We start from the raw sequence: 17,372 nt of genomic DNA, 5'->3' as shown, positions 1-17,372 counted from the left end.
CCACGCGCCGACCGAACCGTCAGTCGGCCGTTGGCCCGACCCGCCGGTGCACTCTCCACCGCCCGACAACGACCGGGAGGACGCCCAACACACCTATAACGAGCGGGGGTTCCGCAGGAATCGGTCCAACGGCCGATGATCCTGCCACTTGCACCGGCACAGCGGAGAGTGAATTGGGAACACCCAGTTGACCGAAGTGGGAGGGCGGCCACGCGACCACGAACGCACGACCCACCACATTCGCCACCGGGACGGTCCCGGCGCCCGGATTGCCCATGTGGTAGCGGGAGTCCGCGGACAGGTCGCGATGGTCCCCCATCACCCACAATCGCCCCTGAGGGACTGTCACTTTGAAGGTGATCCGCGAGGGCACGTTGCCGGGCGCAATGTACGGCTCGTCCAGCGGGGTGCCGTTCACGCTCAGCCGGCCCTGGGCGTCGCAGCACTCCACGGTGTCGCCCGCGACACCGATCACCCGCTTGATCAAGTCTCGCTCGTCGTCGGAAGGAAGGAGCCCCACCGCGGAGAACACCGACGCGGCCTTGTGCAGCACGGATCCGTCCGCAGCCGGCTTGTGGTCGTTCTCCAGCCAGCCGCCGGGGTCCTTGAAGACCACCACCTCGCCGCGCTCCGGCTCCGAACCGAACCACGGGGTGAGCTTGTCCACCACGACCCGATCGCCGACCTGCAGGGTCGGCTCCATCGAACCGGAGGGAATGACGAACACCTGGACCAGGAAGGTCTTCAGCACCACGGCAATGACCAGCGCCACCAGCACGATCACCGGCAGTTCACGCAGAAAGGAGCGCCGTCCGCGACGCCCAGCCCGCTTTGCGGCCCGCCGCCGCTCGGCGCGGCCCCTCACGGCCCGGCTGCACCCGGCACCGCCCCCACCGCCGTCGGCCGCCCCCTCGGCCTCCTCGGCTCCCCCCGCCTCCTCGGTTCCCCCAGCCTCCTCGGTTCCCCCAGCCCCCGCTCCCCCGGCCGTGTCAGCAGCCTCGGCGCCATCGGCCTGGTCAGCACCGTCCGCTCCGTCGGTGGCGGCCCTGGGTCTACCTCTGCTCCCCATGACCACCGGTCCCCTCTATCGCGGCGAATGCCGCCGGCCGTTCGAGCGAGGTCGTCCGGCCGAGGGGGAACAGCAGCCAGTCGGCGCGTCCGATCACCCGGTCCACGGGAACGGTGCCGCCGCCGGGCTCGCCGAGGTGGTCCCGGGAGTCGCGGGACGCGCTGCGGTGGTCGCCCATCACCCACAACTTGCCGGAAGGAACCACGATGTCGAACGGCACTGCCGACGGTGCGTCGCCGGGGAGCAGATATCCGCTCTCGTCCAGCGGCACCCCGTTGACCCGGAGACGGCCGTCGGAGCCGCAGCAGGTGATCCGGTCGCCGCCGACACCGATCACTCGCTTCACGTAGACCGTGTTGCCGGCCGGGGCCAGCCCGGCTCTGGTCAGCAGTCGCTTCACCCCGGACGGTTCGTCCTGGTACGGCAGAAAGGAGCCGATGCCGTCGAAGACCACTACATCGCCCCGCTGCGGGTGCTCGCCGAAGGCGTAGGCGAGTTGGTTGACCAGCACCCGGTCCCCCGGTTGCAAGGTCCCCTCCATGGAGCCGGACGGCACCGCGAAGGGCCGGGCCACGAAGGCGTTCACCAGCAGCAGCGCGGCCACGCACACCGCACCGATCCACAGCAGGTCCCGCGACCACCGCCGCCCGGCACCGTCCTCGGCGTCGTCTCCGGCGTCGTCCTCGGCATCGTGTCCGGCGTCGTCTCCGGCGTCCGGTTCACTGGCCCGGCGCCCACTCGCAGCGTCGCCCTCGGTTCCACCGTCGATCACGGCCCCGCTGCCGATCACGGGCCCGGAAACGACAACGGACCGCGTCGGCGTGTCCGCACCCGTGGGTACGGGACTGCCGTCGCGGTCCGTCGGTGGCTCGTGCGTGCTCATCGGGGGTGAGCTTATCCTCCCGGTCTAAACCGGTCGGAGGGCCTTCCCCCGTCGAGCCTGCGCGATCACGCGTCGCGCTTCTCCTTGATCTTCGCGGCCTTGCCGCGGAGGTCACGCAGGTAGTACAGCTTGGCGCGGCGAACCGCACCGCGGGTCACGACCTCGATCTTCTCGACGACCGGGGTGTGCACCGGGAAGGTGCGCTCGACACCGACGTTGAAGCTGACCTTGCGAACGGTGAAGGTCTCACCGATGCCGGCGCCGTGACGACGGATGACAACGCCCTGGAAGACCTGGACGCGCGAGCGGTTGCCTTCGATGACTCGGACGTGCACCTTCAGGGTGTCGCCGGGGCGGAAGGCGGGGATGTCGGTGCGCAGCGAGGCCGCGTCGACAGCAGCGAGCTTGTTGCTCATCGTTGCTCTCCATCGCAGGCGCCACGGGCCGCCCACGGAAAATCGTCTCAACTGGGTGGTGCTGCGGGCCGCTTCGGTTGGCGATGAACCCCCCGTGGCGGGGGCACCGGTCCACTGACCCCCACGAGGGGAGTCCGGCGACAGACAGCAGTCGCCTATTCTTCCACAGGCTCTACCGCAGACCGAAATCGGCCTGCGGCGTCGTCCCAGGCCAGGCCGAGGACGCTGAGTGCTTCGCGTTCCTTCTTGGTGAACGCGTCGCGCTGCCAACGGGCGACCAGGTCGGGCCGGTTGGCAAGGGTGCGGGCGAACGCCTGCTCGCGCCGCCACTGGGCGATCTTCCCGTGGTGGCCGCTGAGTAGGATCTCCGGCACCTCGCGGCCGCGCCACTCGGCGGGCTTGGTGTACACGGGGCCCTCCAGCAGGTCGGCCATGGCGCCGGGGGCGAAGGAGTCGTCCCGGTGTGACTCGGCGTTGCCGAGCACGCCGGGCAGCAGCCGGGCGATCGCCTCGACCATCACCAGGACGGCGACCTCGCCGCCGGCCAGCACGTAGTCGCCGATGGAGGCTTCGACCACGGGCATCCGGGTCGCGGCTTCCTCGATGACCCGGCGGTCGATGCCCTCGTAGCGGGCGGGCGCGAAGGCCAGCCAGTTGCGGGCAGCCAGGTCCTGCGCGAGTTCCTGGGTGAACGGCCGGCCGCTGGGGGTGGGCACCACCAGGGTCGGCACCTCGCCCTCGGGCCCTGCCGCGAGGACGGCGTCCAGCGCCGCGCCCCAGGGCTCGGGCTTCATCACCATGCCGGGGCCACCGCCGTAGGGGGTGTCGTCCACGGTGCGGTGGATGTCGGTGGTCCACTGCCGCAGATCGTGCAGGTGCACGTCGAGCTGACCGCGGGCCCGGGCCTTGCCGACCAGCGAGACGTTCAGCGGCTCCAGGTACTCGGGGAAGATCGTGACGACGTCGATCCGCATGTCGGTCACGCCGCACCCCCGGTCGAGTCGTCGGAGCTCTCGGAGCTCTCGGAGCCCTCGGAGTCGGCAGAATCGGCCGGCTCTTCAGCGCCAGCCGCCGCGTCCGCGTCCGCGTCGTCCCGGGACGAGACGACCACCGCGTCGGCGGGGTCGATCAGGCCGGGCGGCGGGGTGATCACGGCGCGCTGCTCGTCCAGGTCGATGACAGGGACGATCTGTTCGACGAACGGGATGAGCACCTCGGTGCCGTCGGGGCGTTGGACGGTGAGCAGGTCCTGGTACGGGAGGTGGACCACCTCGGTGAGTTCGCCGATCAGGGTGCCGTCGGTGAGGACGACGTCCAGGCCGATCAGCTGGTGGTCGTAGTACTCGTCGGGGTCCTCGGGGGTCTCGTCCGGGTCGACCTCGGCGATCAGGAAGGTGCCGCGCAGCGCCTCGGCGGCGGTGCGGTCCTTGACGCCGGCGAAGCGCAGCAGCAGGCGTCCGCTGTGCACCTTGCCGGACTCGACGGTCAGCGGTCCGATGCCTGCCGGGTCGGTCATGAGGACCGCGCCGGGTCCGAGCCGCAGTTCCGGCTCGTCGGTGCGGACCTCGACGCTGACGTCCCCTCGGATGCCGTGGGCGCGGCCGATCTTGCCGACGACGAGCTGCACGGTGATCGTTCTCCTGAGATGAGCCTGGGTGAGGCGAGCGAGGTGGTGCGGTACATGAAGCGAACGGCCCCGAGAAGAACGGGCCACCCGAACGGAGTTGTCCGACCGGGGTTACCCGAACGGGGTTACCCGGCCGGGGTTACCCGAACGGGGTTACCCGACCGGGGTTACCCGAACGGAGCCGCCCGGAAGGGGCCGGAAAACGGGAAGGACCGGCCGGGACGGATGCGTCCCGGCCGGTCCGGAAACCCGGTGGTCGACCTGTCGATTGACGTTGCCGGTCGATCGAGGAGGTCAGCGAATGCTGTCCACGTCGACCAGGTCGACCCGGACGTTGCGACCGCCGAGGGCGCCGACCACGGTGCGCAGTGCGCGTGCCGTGCGGCCGCCCCGGCCGATCACCTTGCCGAGGTCGTCAGGGTGCACCCGCACCTCGATGGTGTGGCCGCGGCGCAGGTTCCGCGAGCGGACCTGCACCTCGTCCGGGTGCTCGACGATGCCCTTCACCAGGTGGTCGAGGGCTTCCTCGATCATGCTCAGGCCTCGGTGGAAGCGGCCTCGGCCTCGTCAGCCTTGTCCGACTTCTTGGCCTTCGGGGTGATGGCGACACCGGTGGTGGCGTCCTCGAAGCCGGCGACGGCCTTGGCGAACAGGTGCGAGAAGTCCTCGACCTTGGGCTCGGCAACCTTCAGCGGCTCCGGAGCCGGCAGGCCCTTGAACTTCTGCCAGTCGCCGGTCAGCTTGAGGATGGCGAGAACCGGCTCGGTCGGCTGGGCGCCGACGGACAGCCAGTACTGCGCGCGGTCGCCGTCGACCTCGATCTTCGAGGGGTTGTAGGTCGGCTGGTAGATGCCGATCTCCTCGATGGCGCGGCCGTCACGCTTGGTGCGCGAGTCGGCGACGACGATGCGGTAGTGCGGGGAGCGGATCTTGCCCAGACGCTTCAGCTTGATCTTGACAGCCACGGTGGATTCTCCTGGTTTTGACGTGGGTGAGCAGCGCTCCGCCGCGTGGGGCTGCGGCGCGAGATGCCGTTCAAGGGACACGCCAGCCGTTAGGAGAGAGGGTCCTGCCTGGCTGCCGAGTACTCAGCTGTCCATTCTGCCACATTGCCGAGACCCCCCGGACCGCGCCCCCGCAGGCCCGGCAGGCCCTCCAGGCACCATCGGACCGACCGCCCCCACCACACGGCGAGCGGCGAGCGACAAGGCAGGCGGCACCACGACAGCGCCACAACAAACAGGGCCGGAAAAAGTTGCGTCGACCGCCCCCCGGAGGGGTCGGCCGACTCATGGCCGGTCCGCGGACACCCCGCCCGCGGCCCGGATCAAGCGTTCTTCAACAGCTGTCAAGCGATCTTGAACGGCTGCTGGCAGGCGCCGCAGACGATCGAGGCCTGCGCCAGCACGGACGGGACGACGCGGACGTTGCGACCGCAGCCGCACACCGCCTTGACCCGCACGCCGCCGCCCGAGGAACCGTGCCGGGCGGCCGGTCCGCGGAAGGCGCGGTGGTTGCCCTCGCCGGCGACGGCGAGCTGGTGCGCCCCGAGCGCGCGGTCGAGACGCTCGATGGTCTCGGCGTAGCGTTCGCGGGTCTCGTGGCCCATCGTGACCTGGGAGAAGCCGCTGCTGGCGTGCGGCTCGACCGGGTGGGCCAGGCCCAGCTCGGAGGCGAGCAGCAGGAAGCGGCGGTTGTGGTAGCGCCCGGCCCGCGAGGTGTCGCGGATCTCCCGCGCGGCGGCCAGGCCGTGCGCGGCCTCGTGCAGCAGTCGCTCGAAGTTGAGGCGGGTGCCGCAGGCCGACGAGGACTCGCCGATCAGCGCCTCGGGAGACGCCAGGTCGGGCAGGTCCCGGTGGTGGGCCTGGATGTCGCTCCAGGCGGCGGCCAGTTCGGCCGCAAGGACGAGGGGCTGTGTCGTGCTCACGCTGTACCAACGATGGGGAGAGAGCCGATGTTCCGCTGGACCCCGTGGTTCGGGAATTCCCAGCGAACTCTCAGGAATGCACTTCCGCACGCGAATTGCGCGGTTCCGAACTGACGCAAGACCAACCCCCTGCACGTTTGGACCCGGCGCCTTCGCCGGGCTCTCGGCACCCGCCGCGGAGCCCAACATCCCCACGACGGACGGCCCGCGACCTGTCCGAAAATTGACAGGGCCACGGGCCGTATACCGTACCGCTTGTCAGGTACTCCCGGGAGTTGACTGGTGAGTAGTCTCAACTACCAACACACGAACCGGGGTTCGGGTTCGGCGACGGCCGGCCCGGACAGCCGCAGCTCATCCCGGTGATCACGCTCCGCACAGGGCCCCCGGGCCGGAGCCCGGGGACGCCGTCGGCGGTCGGATCAGTACGCGCGGGCCACCAGGGCGAGGTTGCCCTCCTGGTCGTCGGTGGCCGGCACGGTGCCGTCCGCAGCGACGATGCAGCGCACCGACACACCCTGCTCGGCCAACTTGGCCTCGCCCTCGGGGCCGAGGTCGGCCCAGGAGATCCGGCCCCACCCGGTGGCGGCGGCCTCGACGGCCTCGTCGATGGTCTTGACGTCCACGGTGCGGGCCTCACGGCGCTCCCGGGACTCGCGCAGCAGCTGCGCCTGGTCCTCCTCCAGGATGCCGGGGACGATCGCGGCCAGGGAGTCGACCTGGACCGGGGCCTTGCCGCCGGCGATCCGGCGGGCCAGCATCGCGGTGCCGGCCTCCAGGTCACGCGGGCCGACCTCGATGCGCAGCGGCACGCCCTTGAGCTCCCAGTCGACGGCGCGGCGGCCGAACGGGGTGTCGGTGCGGTCGTCGACGACCACCCGGACACCGGCGGCCTCCAGCTGGGCGCCGATCTCGCGGACCTTGGCCAGCACCGCGTCCTCGCCCTTGATGGCGAGCACCACGACCTGGACGGCGGCCAGCCGCGGCGGGACCCGCAGACCGTTGTCGTCGCCGTGGGACATGATCAGGCCACCGACCATGCGGGTCGAGACGCCCCAGGAGGTCTGCCAGACGAACTCGCGCTCGGCGCCCTGGAGCTGGTAGGTGGTGTTGAAGGCCTTGGCGAAGTTCTGGCCCAGCTCGTGGCTGGTGCCCATCTGCAGGGCCTTGCCGTCACGCATCATGCCTTCGAGCGTGAGGGTGTTGATGGCGCCGGCGAAACGCTCGCGGGCGGTCTTGCGACCGAGCACCACGTCGATGCCGAGCACGTTGGTCATGAAGTCGCCGTAGACGTCCGTGTGGATCAGCGAGGCGTAGTCACGGGCGTCCTCGTAGGTGGCGTGGGCGGTGTGGCCCTCCTGCCAGAGGAACTCGGTGGTGCGCAGGAAGACGCGCGGGCGCAGCTCCCAACGGACCACGTTGGCCCACTGGTTGATCAGCAGCGGCAGGTCGCGGTGGCTCTGCACCCACTTGGAGAAGTACTCGTTGATGATCGTCTCGGAGGTGGGCCGGACGACCACCGGCTCCTCGAGCTCCTTGCCGCCGCCGTGGGTGACCACCGCGAGCTCGGGGGCGAAGCCCTCCACGTGCTCGGCTTCCTTGGTCAGGTAGGACTGCGGGATGAACATCGGGAAGTACGCGTTCTGGGCGCCGGCCTTCTTGATCCGCGCGTCCATCTCCTGCTGCATCCGCTCCCACAGGCCGTAGCCGTACGGTCGGATGACCATGGTGCCCCGCACCGGACCGTTGTCGGCCAGCTCTGCCTTGTTGATGAGGTCCTGGTACCAGCGCGGGAAGTCTTCCGCCTGGGGGGTGAGAACGGGTGCCTTAGCCATGGGCCGAATGGTACGGGGAGCGGCGGCCGGACCGTGAATCCGTTTCTCCGCCCCGGCCCTCGGACGGGGCGGGGGGCGCCCGCGCACACCCCGGGGCGCACACCTGCGGCGCGCGGAGTCCTGCTCGCACCCCTCTGGACGACGGCGGCGACCCGCTGTTCGCTGAGAGGGGCCGGGGGGTGCCGGGCTGCGGCACACGCAGCCGATTCCGAGGACCGACGTGGACCGATTGGGAGGCCGCGATGGCTTCAGCGCGAGTGACCGGCAGCACCGTGGACCGGGTCCGGGCGGACGGTCCGGCGGAGCGGTGCGGCCGGGCGCGGGACTGGGCGGAGATCCAGGAACGCATGCTCGTCCCCCTCTACCAGGACGTTTACCGGCGGCTCGAGGTCGGCCCGGCGACCAGCCTGCTCGGGGTGGGGTGCCGGTCCGGGCTGGCGCTGCTGCTCGCCGAGGGGCGCGGCGCGCAGGTCTCGGGGGTGGAGTGGGACGACGAGCTGCGCGAGCTGGCGGCGGCCCGCGGGCTGCAGGTGGCGCCCGGTGGGAGCCTCGCCCGTTCGGCGCACCCCGTCCCCCGGCCGGCGCACTCCCTGGTGACGGTTTTCGAGCAGTCGCCGACGCCCGCGCTGGTCGCCTGGTCGGCACAGCGCACGCTCCCCGGCGGGCTGCTGGTGCTCGCGGACCGGGGCCCGGCGGCGCGCTGCGAGAGCACGGCGGTGCTGGAGGTGGCGCACCGGCACGCCCCGCCGGAGGACCGGCCGGAGCCCGCTCCGGCGGCGCTGGAGTCGCTACTGGTCTCCGCCGGTCTGCGCCCGTCCACCGCCGGCCGGGTGGTCTGCCCGTTCGCGTACGCGGACCTGGACTCGGCGGTCCGCGGGCTGCTGGCCACCGGCCTGTTCGACCGGGCGGAGCAGCAGGCCGGGGCGGCGCTGGTGGCCAAGGAGCTGGAGGAGGCGCTGCACCCGTACCGGCTCCCGGACGGCTCGGTGCGGATGGTGAACGAGTACCGCTGGGTGGCGGGCCTCCGGCCGGAGGACGCTACTCGCGGGTGATCCCGGCGGCGGCGTAGGCGGCGTCCTCGTCCAGCGTTTCGGCCTCCAGCAGGGCGGTGGCGAGGGCGTCGAGGCGGTGGCGGTGGCGGTTCAGCAGCACGATCGCCTCCTCCCAGCATTCGGCGACGATCCGGCGGGCCTCCTCGTCGACCGCGTCCAGCGTGGTGGGCGCGGCGGACAGGCCGTACGGGGACTGGCCGTCGTTGGGGATGGCGGTGACCCGGCCGACCAGGCTGCTCATGCCCCAGCGGCCGGCCATCGAGCGGGCGATGGTGGTGAGCTGTTCGAGGTCGCTCTCGGCGCCGGTGGTGACCACGCCGTACACCACCTGCTCGGCGGCCATCCCGCCGAGCGCGCCGATGATCCGGCCGCGCAGGTAGGGCTCGGTGTAGGAGTAGCGGTCGGTGTCGGGGGTGGAGAGGGTGACGCCGAGGGCGCGGCCGCGCGGCACGATGGTGACCTTGCGGACCGGGTCGGCGCCGGTCTGGAGCATGCCGAGCAGGGCGTGCCCGGACTCGTGGTAGGCGGTGCGTTCGCGTTCCTGCTGGGGCATCACCAGCGGGCGCACCGCGCCGAGTTGGACCTTCTCCAGGGCCTCTGACAGGTTCTCCTGGTTCACCGCGTCCTGCTGGTTCTTGACCGCCAGCAGCGCGGCCTCGTTGACCAGGTTGGCCAGGTCGGCGCCGGTCATGCCGGGGGTGGTGCGGGCGACGACGTCCAGGTCGGTGCCCTTGGCCAGCGGGACTTCGCGGGCGTGGATCCGCAGGATCTGTTCGCGGCCGGCCCGGTCGGGCGGGCTGACGGTGATCCGCCGGTCGAAGCGGCCTGGACGCAGCAGCGCGGGGTCGAGGATCTCGGCCCGGTTGGTCGCGGCGATCACGATGACGCCCTCGGAGCCGGAGAAGCCGTCCATCTCGGTGAGGATCTGGTTGAGCGTCTGTTCGCGTTCGTCGTGGCCGCCCATGCCGCCACCGCCGCCGCGCTGGCGGCCGATGGTGTCGATCTCGTCGATGAAGATGATCGCGGGGGCGACCTTGCGGGCCTCGGCGAACAGGTCGCGGACCCGGCTGGCGCCGACGCCGACGATCATCTCGATGAACTCGGACGCCGAGGCGGAGAAGAACGGGACGTCCGCCTCCCCCGCGACCGCGCGGGCGAGCAGCGTCTTGCCGGTGCCGGGCGGGCCGGACAGCAGGACGCCGCGCGGCATCTTCGCGCCGAGTCGGCGGTACGCCTGCGGGTTCTTCAGGAAGTCGACGACCTCGCTGAGTTCGGCCTCCACCTCGTCGATGCCGGCCACGTCCTGGAAGGTGCTGCGCCGGCCCTGACTGGTGTCCACCGGCTTCGGCGGGGCCTTGCGGCCGAGCGCGCCGCCGCCCAGACCGCCGGCCATCCGGCGGGCCAGGAACACCCAGACCGCGATCAGCAGCAGCATCGGGGCGAGCGAGATCAGCAGGTTGGCCAGGAAGCTGCGCTGCTGCACCACCGGCCGGGCGATCACCTCGACGTTCTGCGCCTGGAGGGTGCCCCACAGGTTGTCGGTGGCGAACGCCGGGCGCTGGGTGGTGAATTCGGTGTAGTCGCCCTTACCGCCGTCCGGCTTGGGCTGCTTGTTCTTCAAGGTGCCCTCGATGGAGTCGCCCTTGGAGTAGATCTTGGTGATGTTTCCGCTGTCGAGCTGCTTGCTGAACTCGGTGTACGAGATGGTGGTGGAGCCGCCACCACCGAAGAAGCTCAGCAGCAGGTCGGACAGCAGGAACACCACCAGCGCGGTGAGGATCAGGCCCGTCCAGCCGCCCGGCATCTTCCGCTTCGGCGGCGGAGGGGGCGGCGCCCCCTCGGACCGCCAGGGCTGGTCGGGAGTCTGACGCGGCGGCACAGGGTTGCTCACCAGCCGGACGATACGGACATTCCGACCACCGGTCGGCGCGCAACGCCGCGCCGCCGGTCAGCGCACGGGGGTCGGCCACTCCTCCGCCGTCAGCGCGAACCGCTCATGATCACGCCAGGCGTCCTGCAGGAACAGCATCCGCGGCGTGAACCCCTCGTGCCGGAAGCCCAATCGGCGCGCCATCGCCACCGAACGCTCGTTGTCCGGCTGCACGTTGATCTCCAGCCGGTGCAACCCCAGCCCGCCCTGCTCGGCCGGCGTGAAGCACCGCTCCACCACCAGCCGCATGCCCTCCGACATCCGCCCCGTCCCGACGAACGGCACGTACGAGTCGTAGCCCAGTACGCCGTTGCGGAACCGCGCCATCACGATGTTCGCCACGTTGCACTTGCCCACCAGGCCACCGGTCTCCTGATCGAAAATCAGGAACGTCCGGAGCCCGACACCCTGACGACTCAGCAGATCCGGCAACCCGTCGGGCTCCACCGGGTTCCACCGCCCGATGTGTTCGGCGGAACGCCGCACCGCATCGGCATAGGGAACGACGTCATCTGGGCGGGGAGCTCGGATCGTTACGCGCATCCCGCCATCATCGCCCATGGCACGAAAGCAGGTGGGAGCGAAAACAGGGGCGCAGTGGGGTGCGTGGGCAGCGGGGTGCGAAAGCAGGGGCGCGGGGAACTGCGCACAGCGGAAGGCATCCCACCGCAAGATCGCGACGCGGGCAATGACTTGCCATTGATCGCGACCTTGCGGACCGGTGCATGGCTGGTCGCGCAGTTCCCCGCGCCCCTGTTTTTCGCACCCAACCGCTCGCGCAGGTCGCCCACGGAAATGCTCTGCCTGGGCCGGCACCCGCGTTACAGCAGGTCCTTGAACTCCTTGGGCAGCTCGAAGTCCGACGGCCCCTTGCCCGGCGGGAGGCCGAACGCGTTGCCGTCGGCCTGGCCCGGTCCGAGGGCCTTGCGCTCGGCGGCCGCCGCCTCCTCCTGGGCCCGCTTGAGCGGGTTGCCGCTCTTGCGCTTGCCCTTGGCGACGGGGGCCTTCTTGCCGGAGCGCTTGCCGCCGCCGCCCATGCCGGGGATGCCGGGCATGCCCGGGATGCCCTTGCCGGAGGCCATCGCGGCCATCATCTTGCGGGCGTCGAAGAACCGCTCGACCAGGCTGGAGACCTCGCCGACCTGGACGCCGGCGCCCTTGGCGATGCGCAGGCGGCGCGAGCCGTTGATGAGCTTGGGGTCGGTGCGCTCGGCCGGGGTCATCGACTTGATGATCGCGCCGACGCGGTTGACGTCCTTGTCGTCGATGTTGTTGATCTGGTCCCGGATCTGGCCCATGCCGGGGAGCATGCCGAGCAGCTTGGAGATGGAGCCCATCTTCTGGACCTGCTCGAGCTGCGACAGGAAGTCGTCGAGCGTGAATTCCTTGCCGCCGCCCTGCAGCTTGGCGGCCATCTTCTCGGCCTCGGCCTGCGAGAAGGTCTGCTCGGCCTTCTCGATCAGCGAGAGGACGTCACCCATGCCGAGGATGCGCGAGGCCATCCGGTCGGGGTGGAAGGCGTCGAAGTCGTCGACCTTCTCGCCGTTGGAGGCGAACATGATCTGGCGGCCGGTGACGTGCGCGACGGAGAGCGCGGCACCGCCGCGGGCGTCGCCGTCGAGCTTGGAGAGCACGACGCCGGTGAAGTCGACACCTTCGAGGAAGGCCTGCGCGGTGGTGACCGCGTCCTGGCCGACCATGGCGTCGACCACGAACAGGACCTCGTCCGGGTTGACGGCGGCGCGGATGTCCGCGGCCTGCTGCATCAGTTCGGCGTCGATGCCGAGGCGGCCGGCGGTGTCGACGATCACGACGTCGTACTGCTTCTGCTTCGCGTACTCGATGGAGTCGCGGGCGACCTGCACCGGGTCGCCGACGCCGTTGCCGGGCTGCGGGCCGTAGAAGGCGACGCCGGCCCGCTCCGCCACGACACCGAGCTGGGTGACGGCGTTGGGGCGCTGAAGGTCGCAGGCGACCAGCAGCGGGGTGTGCTTCTGGGCCTTGAGCCAGTGGCCGAGCTTTCCGGCCAGGGTGGTCTTACCGGCACCCTGGAGACCGGCGAGCATGATCACCGTCGGGCCGGTCTTGGCGTACTTCAGGCGGCGGGTCTCGCCACCGAGGATGCCGATCAGCTCCTCGTTGACGATCTTGATGATCTGCTGGGCGGGGTTCAGCGCGCCGGAGACCTCGGAGCCGAGGGCGCGTTCCTTGACCTGCTTGATGAAGGCGCGGACCACGGGGAGCGCGACGTCCGCCTCCAGCAGGGCGATCCGGATCTCGCGCGCGGTGGCGTCGATGTCCGCCTCGCTGAGACGGCCCTTGCCCCGGAGGTTCTTGAACGTCGCTGCGAGGCGGTCGGAGAGAGTGTCGAACACGTCGGTCGCGGGTCCCTTGCGGCATCGAGTACGGGTACTGTCGTCGCCCCCAAGGGTAGCCGTACGCCCGGTGGACGGTCTGCGCCCCTGCGTGAACGGGCTCTCAGTGGGTCTTCAGGGCGTCCCGCACGGCCTGCGCCACCTGCTGTGCGCGCTCCGGTGCCAGCGGACGGCCGGCCTCGGTGGTCAGGTAGAACGCGTCCACGGCCTCCGCGCCCAGGGTGGACACGTGCGCGGTACGGACCCGGGCGCCCGCGGTGTCCAGGGCCCGGCCGATGCGGTGCAGCAGGCCGGGCGCGTCGTGGGCGCGCACCTCCAGGACGGTCGCCGAACGGGACGCCGTGCCGGGGGCGACGGTGACCACCGGCGGCGGGGTGCGGATGCCGGGCCGGCGCGGGGCGGCGGCGTCGCGCTCGGCGAGTCTGCGGCCCACGTCCAGCGAGCCGTCCAGCGCGCGGCGCAGGTCGGCCCGCAGCCGGGCCGTCTCGGGGACGTCGCCGTACTCGGCGGCCACCGTCCAGCCGAGCAGCAGGACCGGGCCGGCGCCGGCCGGGTCGAGTTCGCGCAGGCCGGCCTTGCGGACGGTCAGGCGGTGCAGAGCGAGCAGGCCGGCCACGGTGCCGAGCAGGCCGGGGCGGTCGGGGACGGCGAGGGTGAGTTCGATGCCGACGGATTCGGTGCCGTCGGCGGCGAGTTCGGCGCGCAGGGCCAGCGCGGGGCCGGCGGTGCGGGCGGCCTCGACGGCGAGGCGCTCCTGTTCGGCGGTCGGGGCGTCGGTGGTGGGCGGACGCGTGCCGGCCAGCCGGGCGGCGGTGCGGGCGACCAGCTGGTCGACCAGCGAGGCGCGCCAGGCGGACCAGGCGGCGGGGCCGGTGGCGGTGGCGTCGGCCTCGGTGAGCGCGTGCAGCAGCTCCAGGTGGGTCCGGTCGCCGACGGCCCTGGCGATCAGGTCGGCGGTGGCGGGGTCGTCGGGGTCGCGGCGGGTGGCGGTGTCCACCAGCGTCAGGTGGTGGCGCACCAGCAACGCCAGCGTGTCGGTGTCCGGCCGGTCGAAGCCCATCCGGGCGGCCAGGCGGCGGACGATCGCCTCGCCGGCCGCGGAGTGGTCGCCGGGCAGGCCCTTGCCGAGGTCGTGCAGCAGGGCGGCGACCAGCAGCAGGTCGGGGCGGGTGGTGCGGCGGGTCAGCGCGGCGGCCCGTACCGCGGTCTCGATCAGGTGCCGGTCGACGGTCCAGCGGTGTACGGCGTTGCGCTGCGGGCGGCAGCGGACGCGTTCCCAGTCGGGCAGCAGCCGGACGATCAGCCCTTCGGCGTCCAGCGCCTCCCACACCGGCAGGCAGGCCTCGCCGGCGCCGAGCAGACCGACCAGGCGGTCGCGGGCCTCGGCGGGCCAGGGCACCGGCAGCGGTCCGGTCTCGGCGGCCAGCCGGCGCACCGTGGCGTGGGCGAGAGGAAGTCCGGCCTGCGCCGCCGCGGCGGCGGCGCGCAGCGGCAGCACCGGGTCGGTGGCGGGCCGGGCGGTCTGCGCGAGCACCGCTTCGCCGTCCTGCTCGACCACGCCTTCGGCCAGCGGGCGGCGTTCGGCGGGCGCGGCCCGGCGGGCCGCTCGGAAGGGCCGACCCCGGCGGGCGAGCACCCGGTCGACGGCCCGCCAGGTGACGTCGGAGGCGTACACGACGGTGCGGGCGGCCGCGTAGACCTGCCGCAGCAGGGTGTCGGCGTCGGGCACGCCGAGCTGTTCGGCGACCTGGTCGTGGTCCTGCAGGGCGAGCCGGTCGGTGGCGCGGCCGGTGCTCAGGTGCAGGGCGTCGCGGACGTCGGCGAGGGTGCGGGCGGCGGCGTCCAGGCCGTCGCGGGGGGCGTCGGCGAGCCAGCTGGCGGCGATCGCGTCGAGTGCGGCGAGGTCGCGCAGGCCGCCGCGGGCCTCCTTGAGGTCGGGTTCCAGCAGGAAGGACAGTTCGCCGTGGCGTTCGGCCCGGGCCCGGCCGAGGGCGCGCAGTTCGGGCAGCCGGGCGGGGGCGGTGGCGCGCCAGTCGGCGAGCACCCGGGCGCGCAGTTCGGCGGTCAGCCGCGCGTCACCGGCCAGGTGGCGGGCGTCCAGCAGGCCGAGGGCTGCCTTGAGGTCCTCGGCGGCGACCTTGCGGGCCTCGGCGGGGGTGCGGACGGCGTGGTCGAGGGCGATGCCGCTGTCCCAGACGGGGTACCAGATCCGTTCGGCGACCCCGGGGTCGAGCGGGCCGTCGTGCAGCAGCAGCACGTCCAGGTCGCTGCGCGGGGAGAGTTCGCCGCGGCCGTAGCCGCCGACCGCGACCAGGGCGGTGCCGGCGGGCGCGCCGGCCGTCCGGTGGAGGCCGGTCAGCCAGCCGTCGGCGAGCCGGGCCAGCGCGGTGCGCCGACTGCGGGCGGGGAGCTCGGGATCCGCCAGCAGCCGGGCGCGTTCGGCGAGGTGGTCGCCGGGGTCGGTCGTCACGGTCAGAGCGCGTCGGGGCCGCGTTCGCCGGTCCGGACCCGCACCACGGTCTCCACCGGGACCGACCAGACCTTGCCGTCGCCGATCTTCCCGGTGCGGGCGGCCCGGACCACCACGTCGATCAACTGCTCGGCGTCCTCGTCCTCGACGAGTATTTCGACCCGGAGCTTGGGCACCAGGTCGACGGTGTACTCGGCGCCCCGGTAGACCTCGGTGTGGCCGCGCTGCCGGCCGTACCCGCTGGCCTCGGTGACGGTCAGCCCGTGCACCCCGAACGCCTGCAGGGCCTCCTTGACCTCGTCCAGGCGGTGCGGCTTGATGACGGCGGTGATGAGCTTCATCGGGCGTCGACCTCGGTCTTTCCGGCGGTGGTGAAGGTGGTGGCGGTGCGGGCCGAGCCGGCCCCGAGGGTGGTGAAGTCGTAGGCGGACTCGGCGTGTTCGGCCTGGTCGATGCCGGAGACCTCGACGTCCGCGGCGACCCGGAAGCCGATCGTCCGCTGGATCGCCGTACCCAGCAGCCAGGAGAGCACGAACGAGTACGCCAGCACGGCGGCCACGCCGAGTGCCTGCTTGCCGAGTTGGCCGAACCCGCCGCCGTAGAACAGGCCGGCCGCGGACTGTCCGACGTGGCCGGTGGCGAACAGGCCGACCAGCAGCGAGCCGATCACCCCGCCGACCAGGTGGACGCCGACCACGTCGAGCGAATCGTCCAGCCCGAAGCGGTACTTGAGGCCGATCGCGGCGGCGCACACCGCACCCGCGACCAAACCGACGGCGATCGCGCCGAGCGGCGACACCGAACCGCAGGCCGGGGTGATGGCGACCAGTCCGGCCACCGCGCCGGACGCCGCGCCGAGGGTGGTGAACGCGCCGTGCCGCAGCCGCTCGTACGCCAGCCAGCCGAGCATCGCGGCGGCGGTGGCGACCTGGGTGTTCACGAACGCCATTCCGGCGACGCCGTTGGCGGCCAGCGCCGAGCCCGCGTTGAAGCCGAACCAGCCGAACCACAGCAGGCCGGAGCCGAGCATCACCAGCGGCAGGCTGTGCGGGCGCATCGGGTCCTTCCGGAAGCCGATCCGCGGGCCCAGCACCAGCACCAGGGCCAGGCCCGCCGCACCGGCGTTGATGTGCACGGCGGTGCCGCCGGCGAAGTCGATCACGCCGGCCCGGTCGCCGAGCCAGCCGCCGTGGCCGCCGTCGAAGAAGAACACCCAGTGCGCGACCGGGAAGTAGACGATCGTCACCCAGAGCGCCACGAACAGGCTCCAGGACGCGAACCTGGCCCGGTCCGCGATCGCGCCGCTGATCAGCGCCGGCGTGATGACCGCGAACATCAGCTGGAACGCGGCGAACGCGGTGACCGGGATGCTGCCGGTGAGCGCGTTCAGGTCGATGCCGCGCAGCCCGACGAAGTCGAGGTTGCCGATCAGCCCGGCGCCGGCGTCCGGCCCGAAGGCCAGCGAGTACCCGTAGAGCACCCAGAGCACGCTGACGATCGAGAGCGAGATGAAGCTCATGGCGAGCATGTTGAGGGTGCTCCGGACCCTGACCATGCCCCCGTAGAAGAAGGCCAGACCCGGGGTCATCACCATGACCAGGGCCGCACTGATGAACACGAAGGCGGTGTCGCCCGCGCTGAAGCCCTCCGGCATCGGCGTCTCCTCCCAGCTGGAAGCCGCTCCGTGCCGGGACGTGTGCCTGTCCCGGAACGACGGCGATGGGAGGAGCGTGCCGAAGGCGGGTTTCCGCCGATGCGGCCCGGTGTTTCACCGCGGTGACGTGGTCG

Annotated in this window: 16 protein-coding genes; 1 reads left to right on the top strand and 15 read right to left on the bottom strand. The window is 72.0% G+C overall.

The features are described from left to right. Positions 1–19 precede the first annotated feature (19 nt). The 9 genes from lepB (ACFYS8_RS35110) to proS form a co-directional block, all read right to left on the bottom strand. Positions 20–784 carry a signal peptidase I gene (gene lepB / locus ACFYS8_RS35110; protein ID WP_387649314.1) on the bottom strand — a complete coding sequence of 255 codons (765 nt, stop codon included), beginning with the start codon at positions 782–784 and terminating at the stop codon, positions 20–22. Between the two features lie 268 nt (positions 785–1,052). Next, a complete protein-coding gene (gene lepB / locus ACFYS8_RS35105; protein WP_387649311.1) occupies positions 1,053–1,841 on the bottom strand; it encodes a signal peptidase I in 789 nt (262 codons plus the stop codon). A gap of 176 nt (positions 1,842–2,017) precedes the next feature. Continuing rightward, positions 2,018–2,368, bottom strand: a complete 351-nt coding sequence (gene rplS / locus ACFYS8_RS35100) for a 50S ribosomal protein L19 (protein WP_030458810.1) — start codon at positions 2,366–2,368, stop codon at positions 2,018–2,020. Positions 2,369–2,523: 155 nt separating this feature from the next. Next, the gene (trmD, locus tag ACFYS8_RS35095; protein WP_380488282.1) at positions 2,524–3,342 is read right to left on the bottom strand and encodes a tRNA (guanosine(37)-N1)-methyltransferase TrmD; all 819 of its coding nucleotides are present in this window, start codon (positions 3,340–3,342) and stop codon (positions 2,524–2,526) included. 5 nt (positions 3,343–3,347) lie between these two features. Continuing rightward, positions 3,348–3,995 carry a ribosome maturation factor RimM gene (gene rimM / locus ACFYS8_RS35090; RefSeq protein ID WP_387649308.1) on the bottom strand — a complete coding sequence of 216 codons (648 nt, stop codon included), beginning with the start codon at positions 3,993–3,995 and terminating at the stop codon, positions 3,348–3,350. Positions 3,996–4,289: 294 nt separating this feature from the next. Beyond that, positions 4,290–4,529: an RNA-binding protein gene (locus ACFYS8_RS35085; protein WP_043916171.1), complete on the bottom strand. Its 240-nt coding sequence runs from the start codon at positions 4,527–4,529 to the stop codon at positions 4,290–4,292. A 2-nt stretch (positions 4,530–4,531) separates the two neighbouring features. Beyond that, positions 4,532–4,960: a 30S ribosomal protein S16 gene (rpsP, locus tag ACFYS8_RS35080; RefSeq protein WP_043916170.1), complete on the bottom strand. Its 429-nt coding sequence runs from the start codon at positions 4,958–4,960 to the stop codon at positions 4,532–4,534. A 383-nt stretch (positions 4,961–5,343) separates the two neighbouring features. Further along, positions 5,344–5,922, bottom strand: a complete 579-nt coding sequence (locus ACFYS8_RS35075) for a hypothetical protein (protein WP_043916169.1) — start codon at positions 5,920–5,922, stop codon at positions 5,344–5,346. Positions 5,923–6,344: 422 nt separating this feature from the next. Continuing rightward, entirely contained in the window at positions 6,345–7,757 is a 1,413-nt protein-coding gene (gene proS / locus ACFYS8_RS35070) for a proline--tRNA ligase (RefSeq protein ID WP_387649304.1), read from the bottom strand. Positions 7,758–7,999: 242 nt separating this feature from the next. Here proS and ACFYS8_RS35065 point away from each other — a divergent pair, with 242 nt between their 5' ends. Continuing rightward, on the top strand, positions 8,000–8,809 hold the full coding sequence (locus ACFYS8_RS35065) for a class I SAM-dependent methyltransferase (protein WP_387649301.1): 810 nt from the start codon (positions 8,000–8,002) through the stop codon (positions 8,807–8,809). Here the strand turns inward: ACFYS8_RS35065 and ftsH are convergent. The 6 genes from ftsH to ACFYS8_RS35035 form a co-directional block, all read right to left on the bottom strand. Continuing rightward, a complete protein-coding gene (gene ftsH, locus ACFYS8_RS35060; protein ID WP_387649298.1) occupies positions 8,796–10,700 on the bottom strand; it encodes an ATP-dependent zinc metalloprotease FtsH in 1,905 nt (634 codons plus the stop codon). The genes ACFYS8_RS35065 and ftsH overlap by 14 nt on opposite strands. A 57-nt stretch (positions 10,701–10,757) precedes the next feature. Continuing rightward, positions 10,758–11,282, bottom strand: a complete 525-nt coding sequence (locus ACFYS8_RS35055) for a GNAT family N-acetyltransferase (protein ID WP_387649296.1) — start codon at positions 11,280–11,282, stop codon at positions 10,758–10,760. 278 nt (positions 11,283–11,560) lie between these two features. Beyond that, on the bottom strand, positions 11,561–13,114 hold the full coding sequence (ffh, locus tag ACFYS8_RS35050; protein ID WP_387649293.1) for a signal recognition particle protein: 1,554 nt from the start codon (positions 13,112–13,114) through the stop codon (positions 11,561–11,563). A 103-nt stretch (positions 13,115–13,217) separates the two neighbouring features. Next, on the bottom strand, positions 13,218–15,590 hold the full coding sequence (locus ACFYS8_RS35045) for a [protein-PII] uridylyltransferase (RefSeq protein ID WP_387649379.1): 2,373 nt from the start codon (positions 15,588–15,590) through the stop codon (positions 13,218–13,220). Then, a complete protein-coding gene (locus tag ACFYS8_RS35040; RefSeq protein WP_387649291.1) occupies positions 15,587–15,925 on the bottom strand; it encodes a P-II family nitrogen regulator in 339 nt (112 codons plus the stop codon). The genes ACFYS8_RS35045 and ACFYS8_RS35040 overlap by 4 nt, the downstream gene beginning before the upstream one ends. Continuing rightward, on the bottom strand, positions 15,922–17,238 hold the full coding sequence (locus ACFYS8_RS35035) for an ammonium transporter (protein ID WP_387649288.1): 1,317 nt from the start codon (positions 17,236–17,238) through the stop codon (positions 15,922–15,924). Before ACFYS8_RS35035 ends, ACFYS8_RS35040 begins: the two co-directional genes overlap by 4 nt. Positions 17,239–17,372 lie beyond the last annotated feature (134 nt).

Origin of the sequence: Kitasatospora sp. NPDC004615, assembly GCF_042873545.1 — a bacterium.
Classification (GTDB): domain Bacteria; phylum Actinomycetota; class Actinomycetes; order Streptomycetales; family Streptomycetaceae; genus Kitasatospora.
The sequence above is the reverse complement of the archived record's forward strand: the minus strand, read 5'-3'. Positions and strand labels throughout refer to the sequence as shown.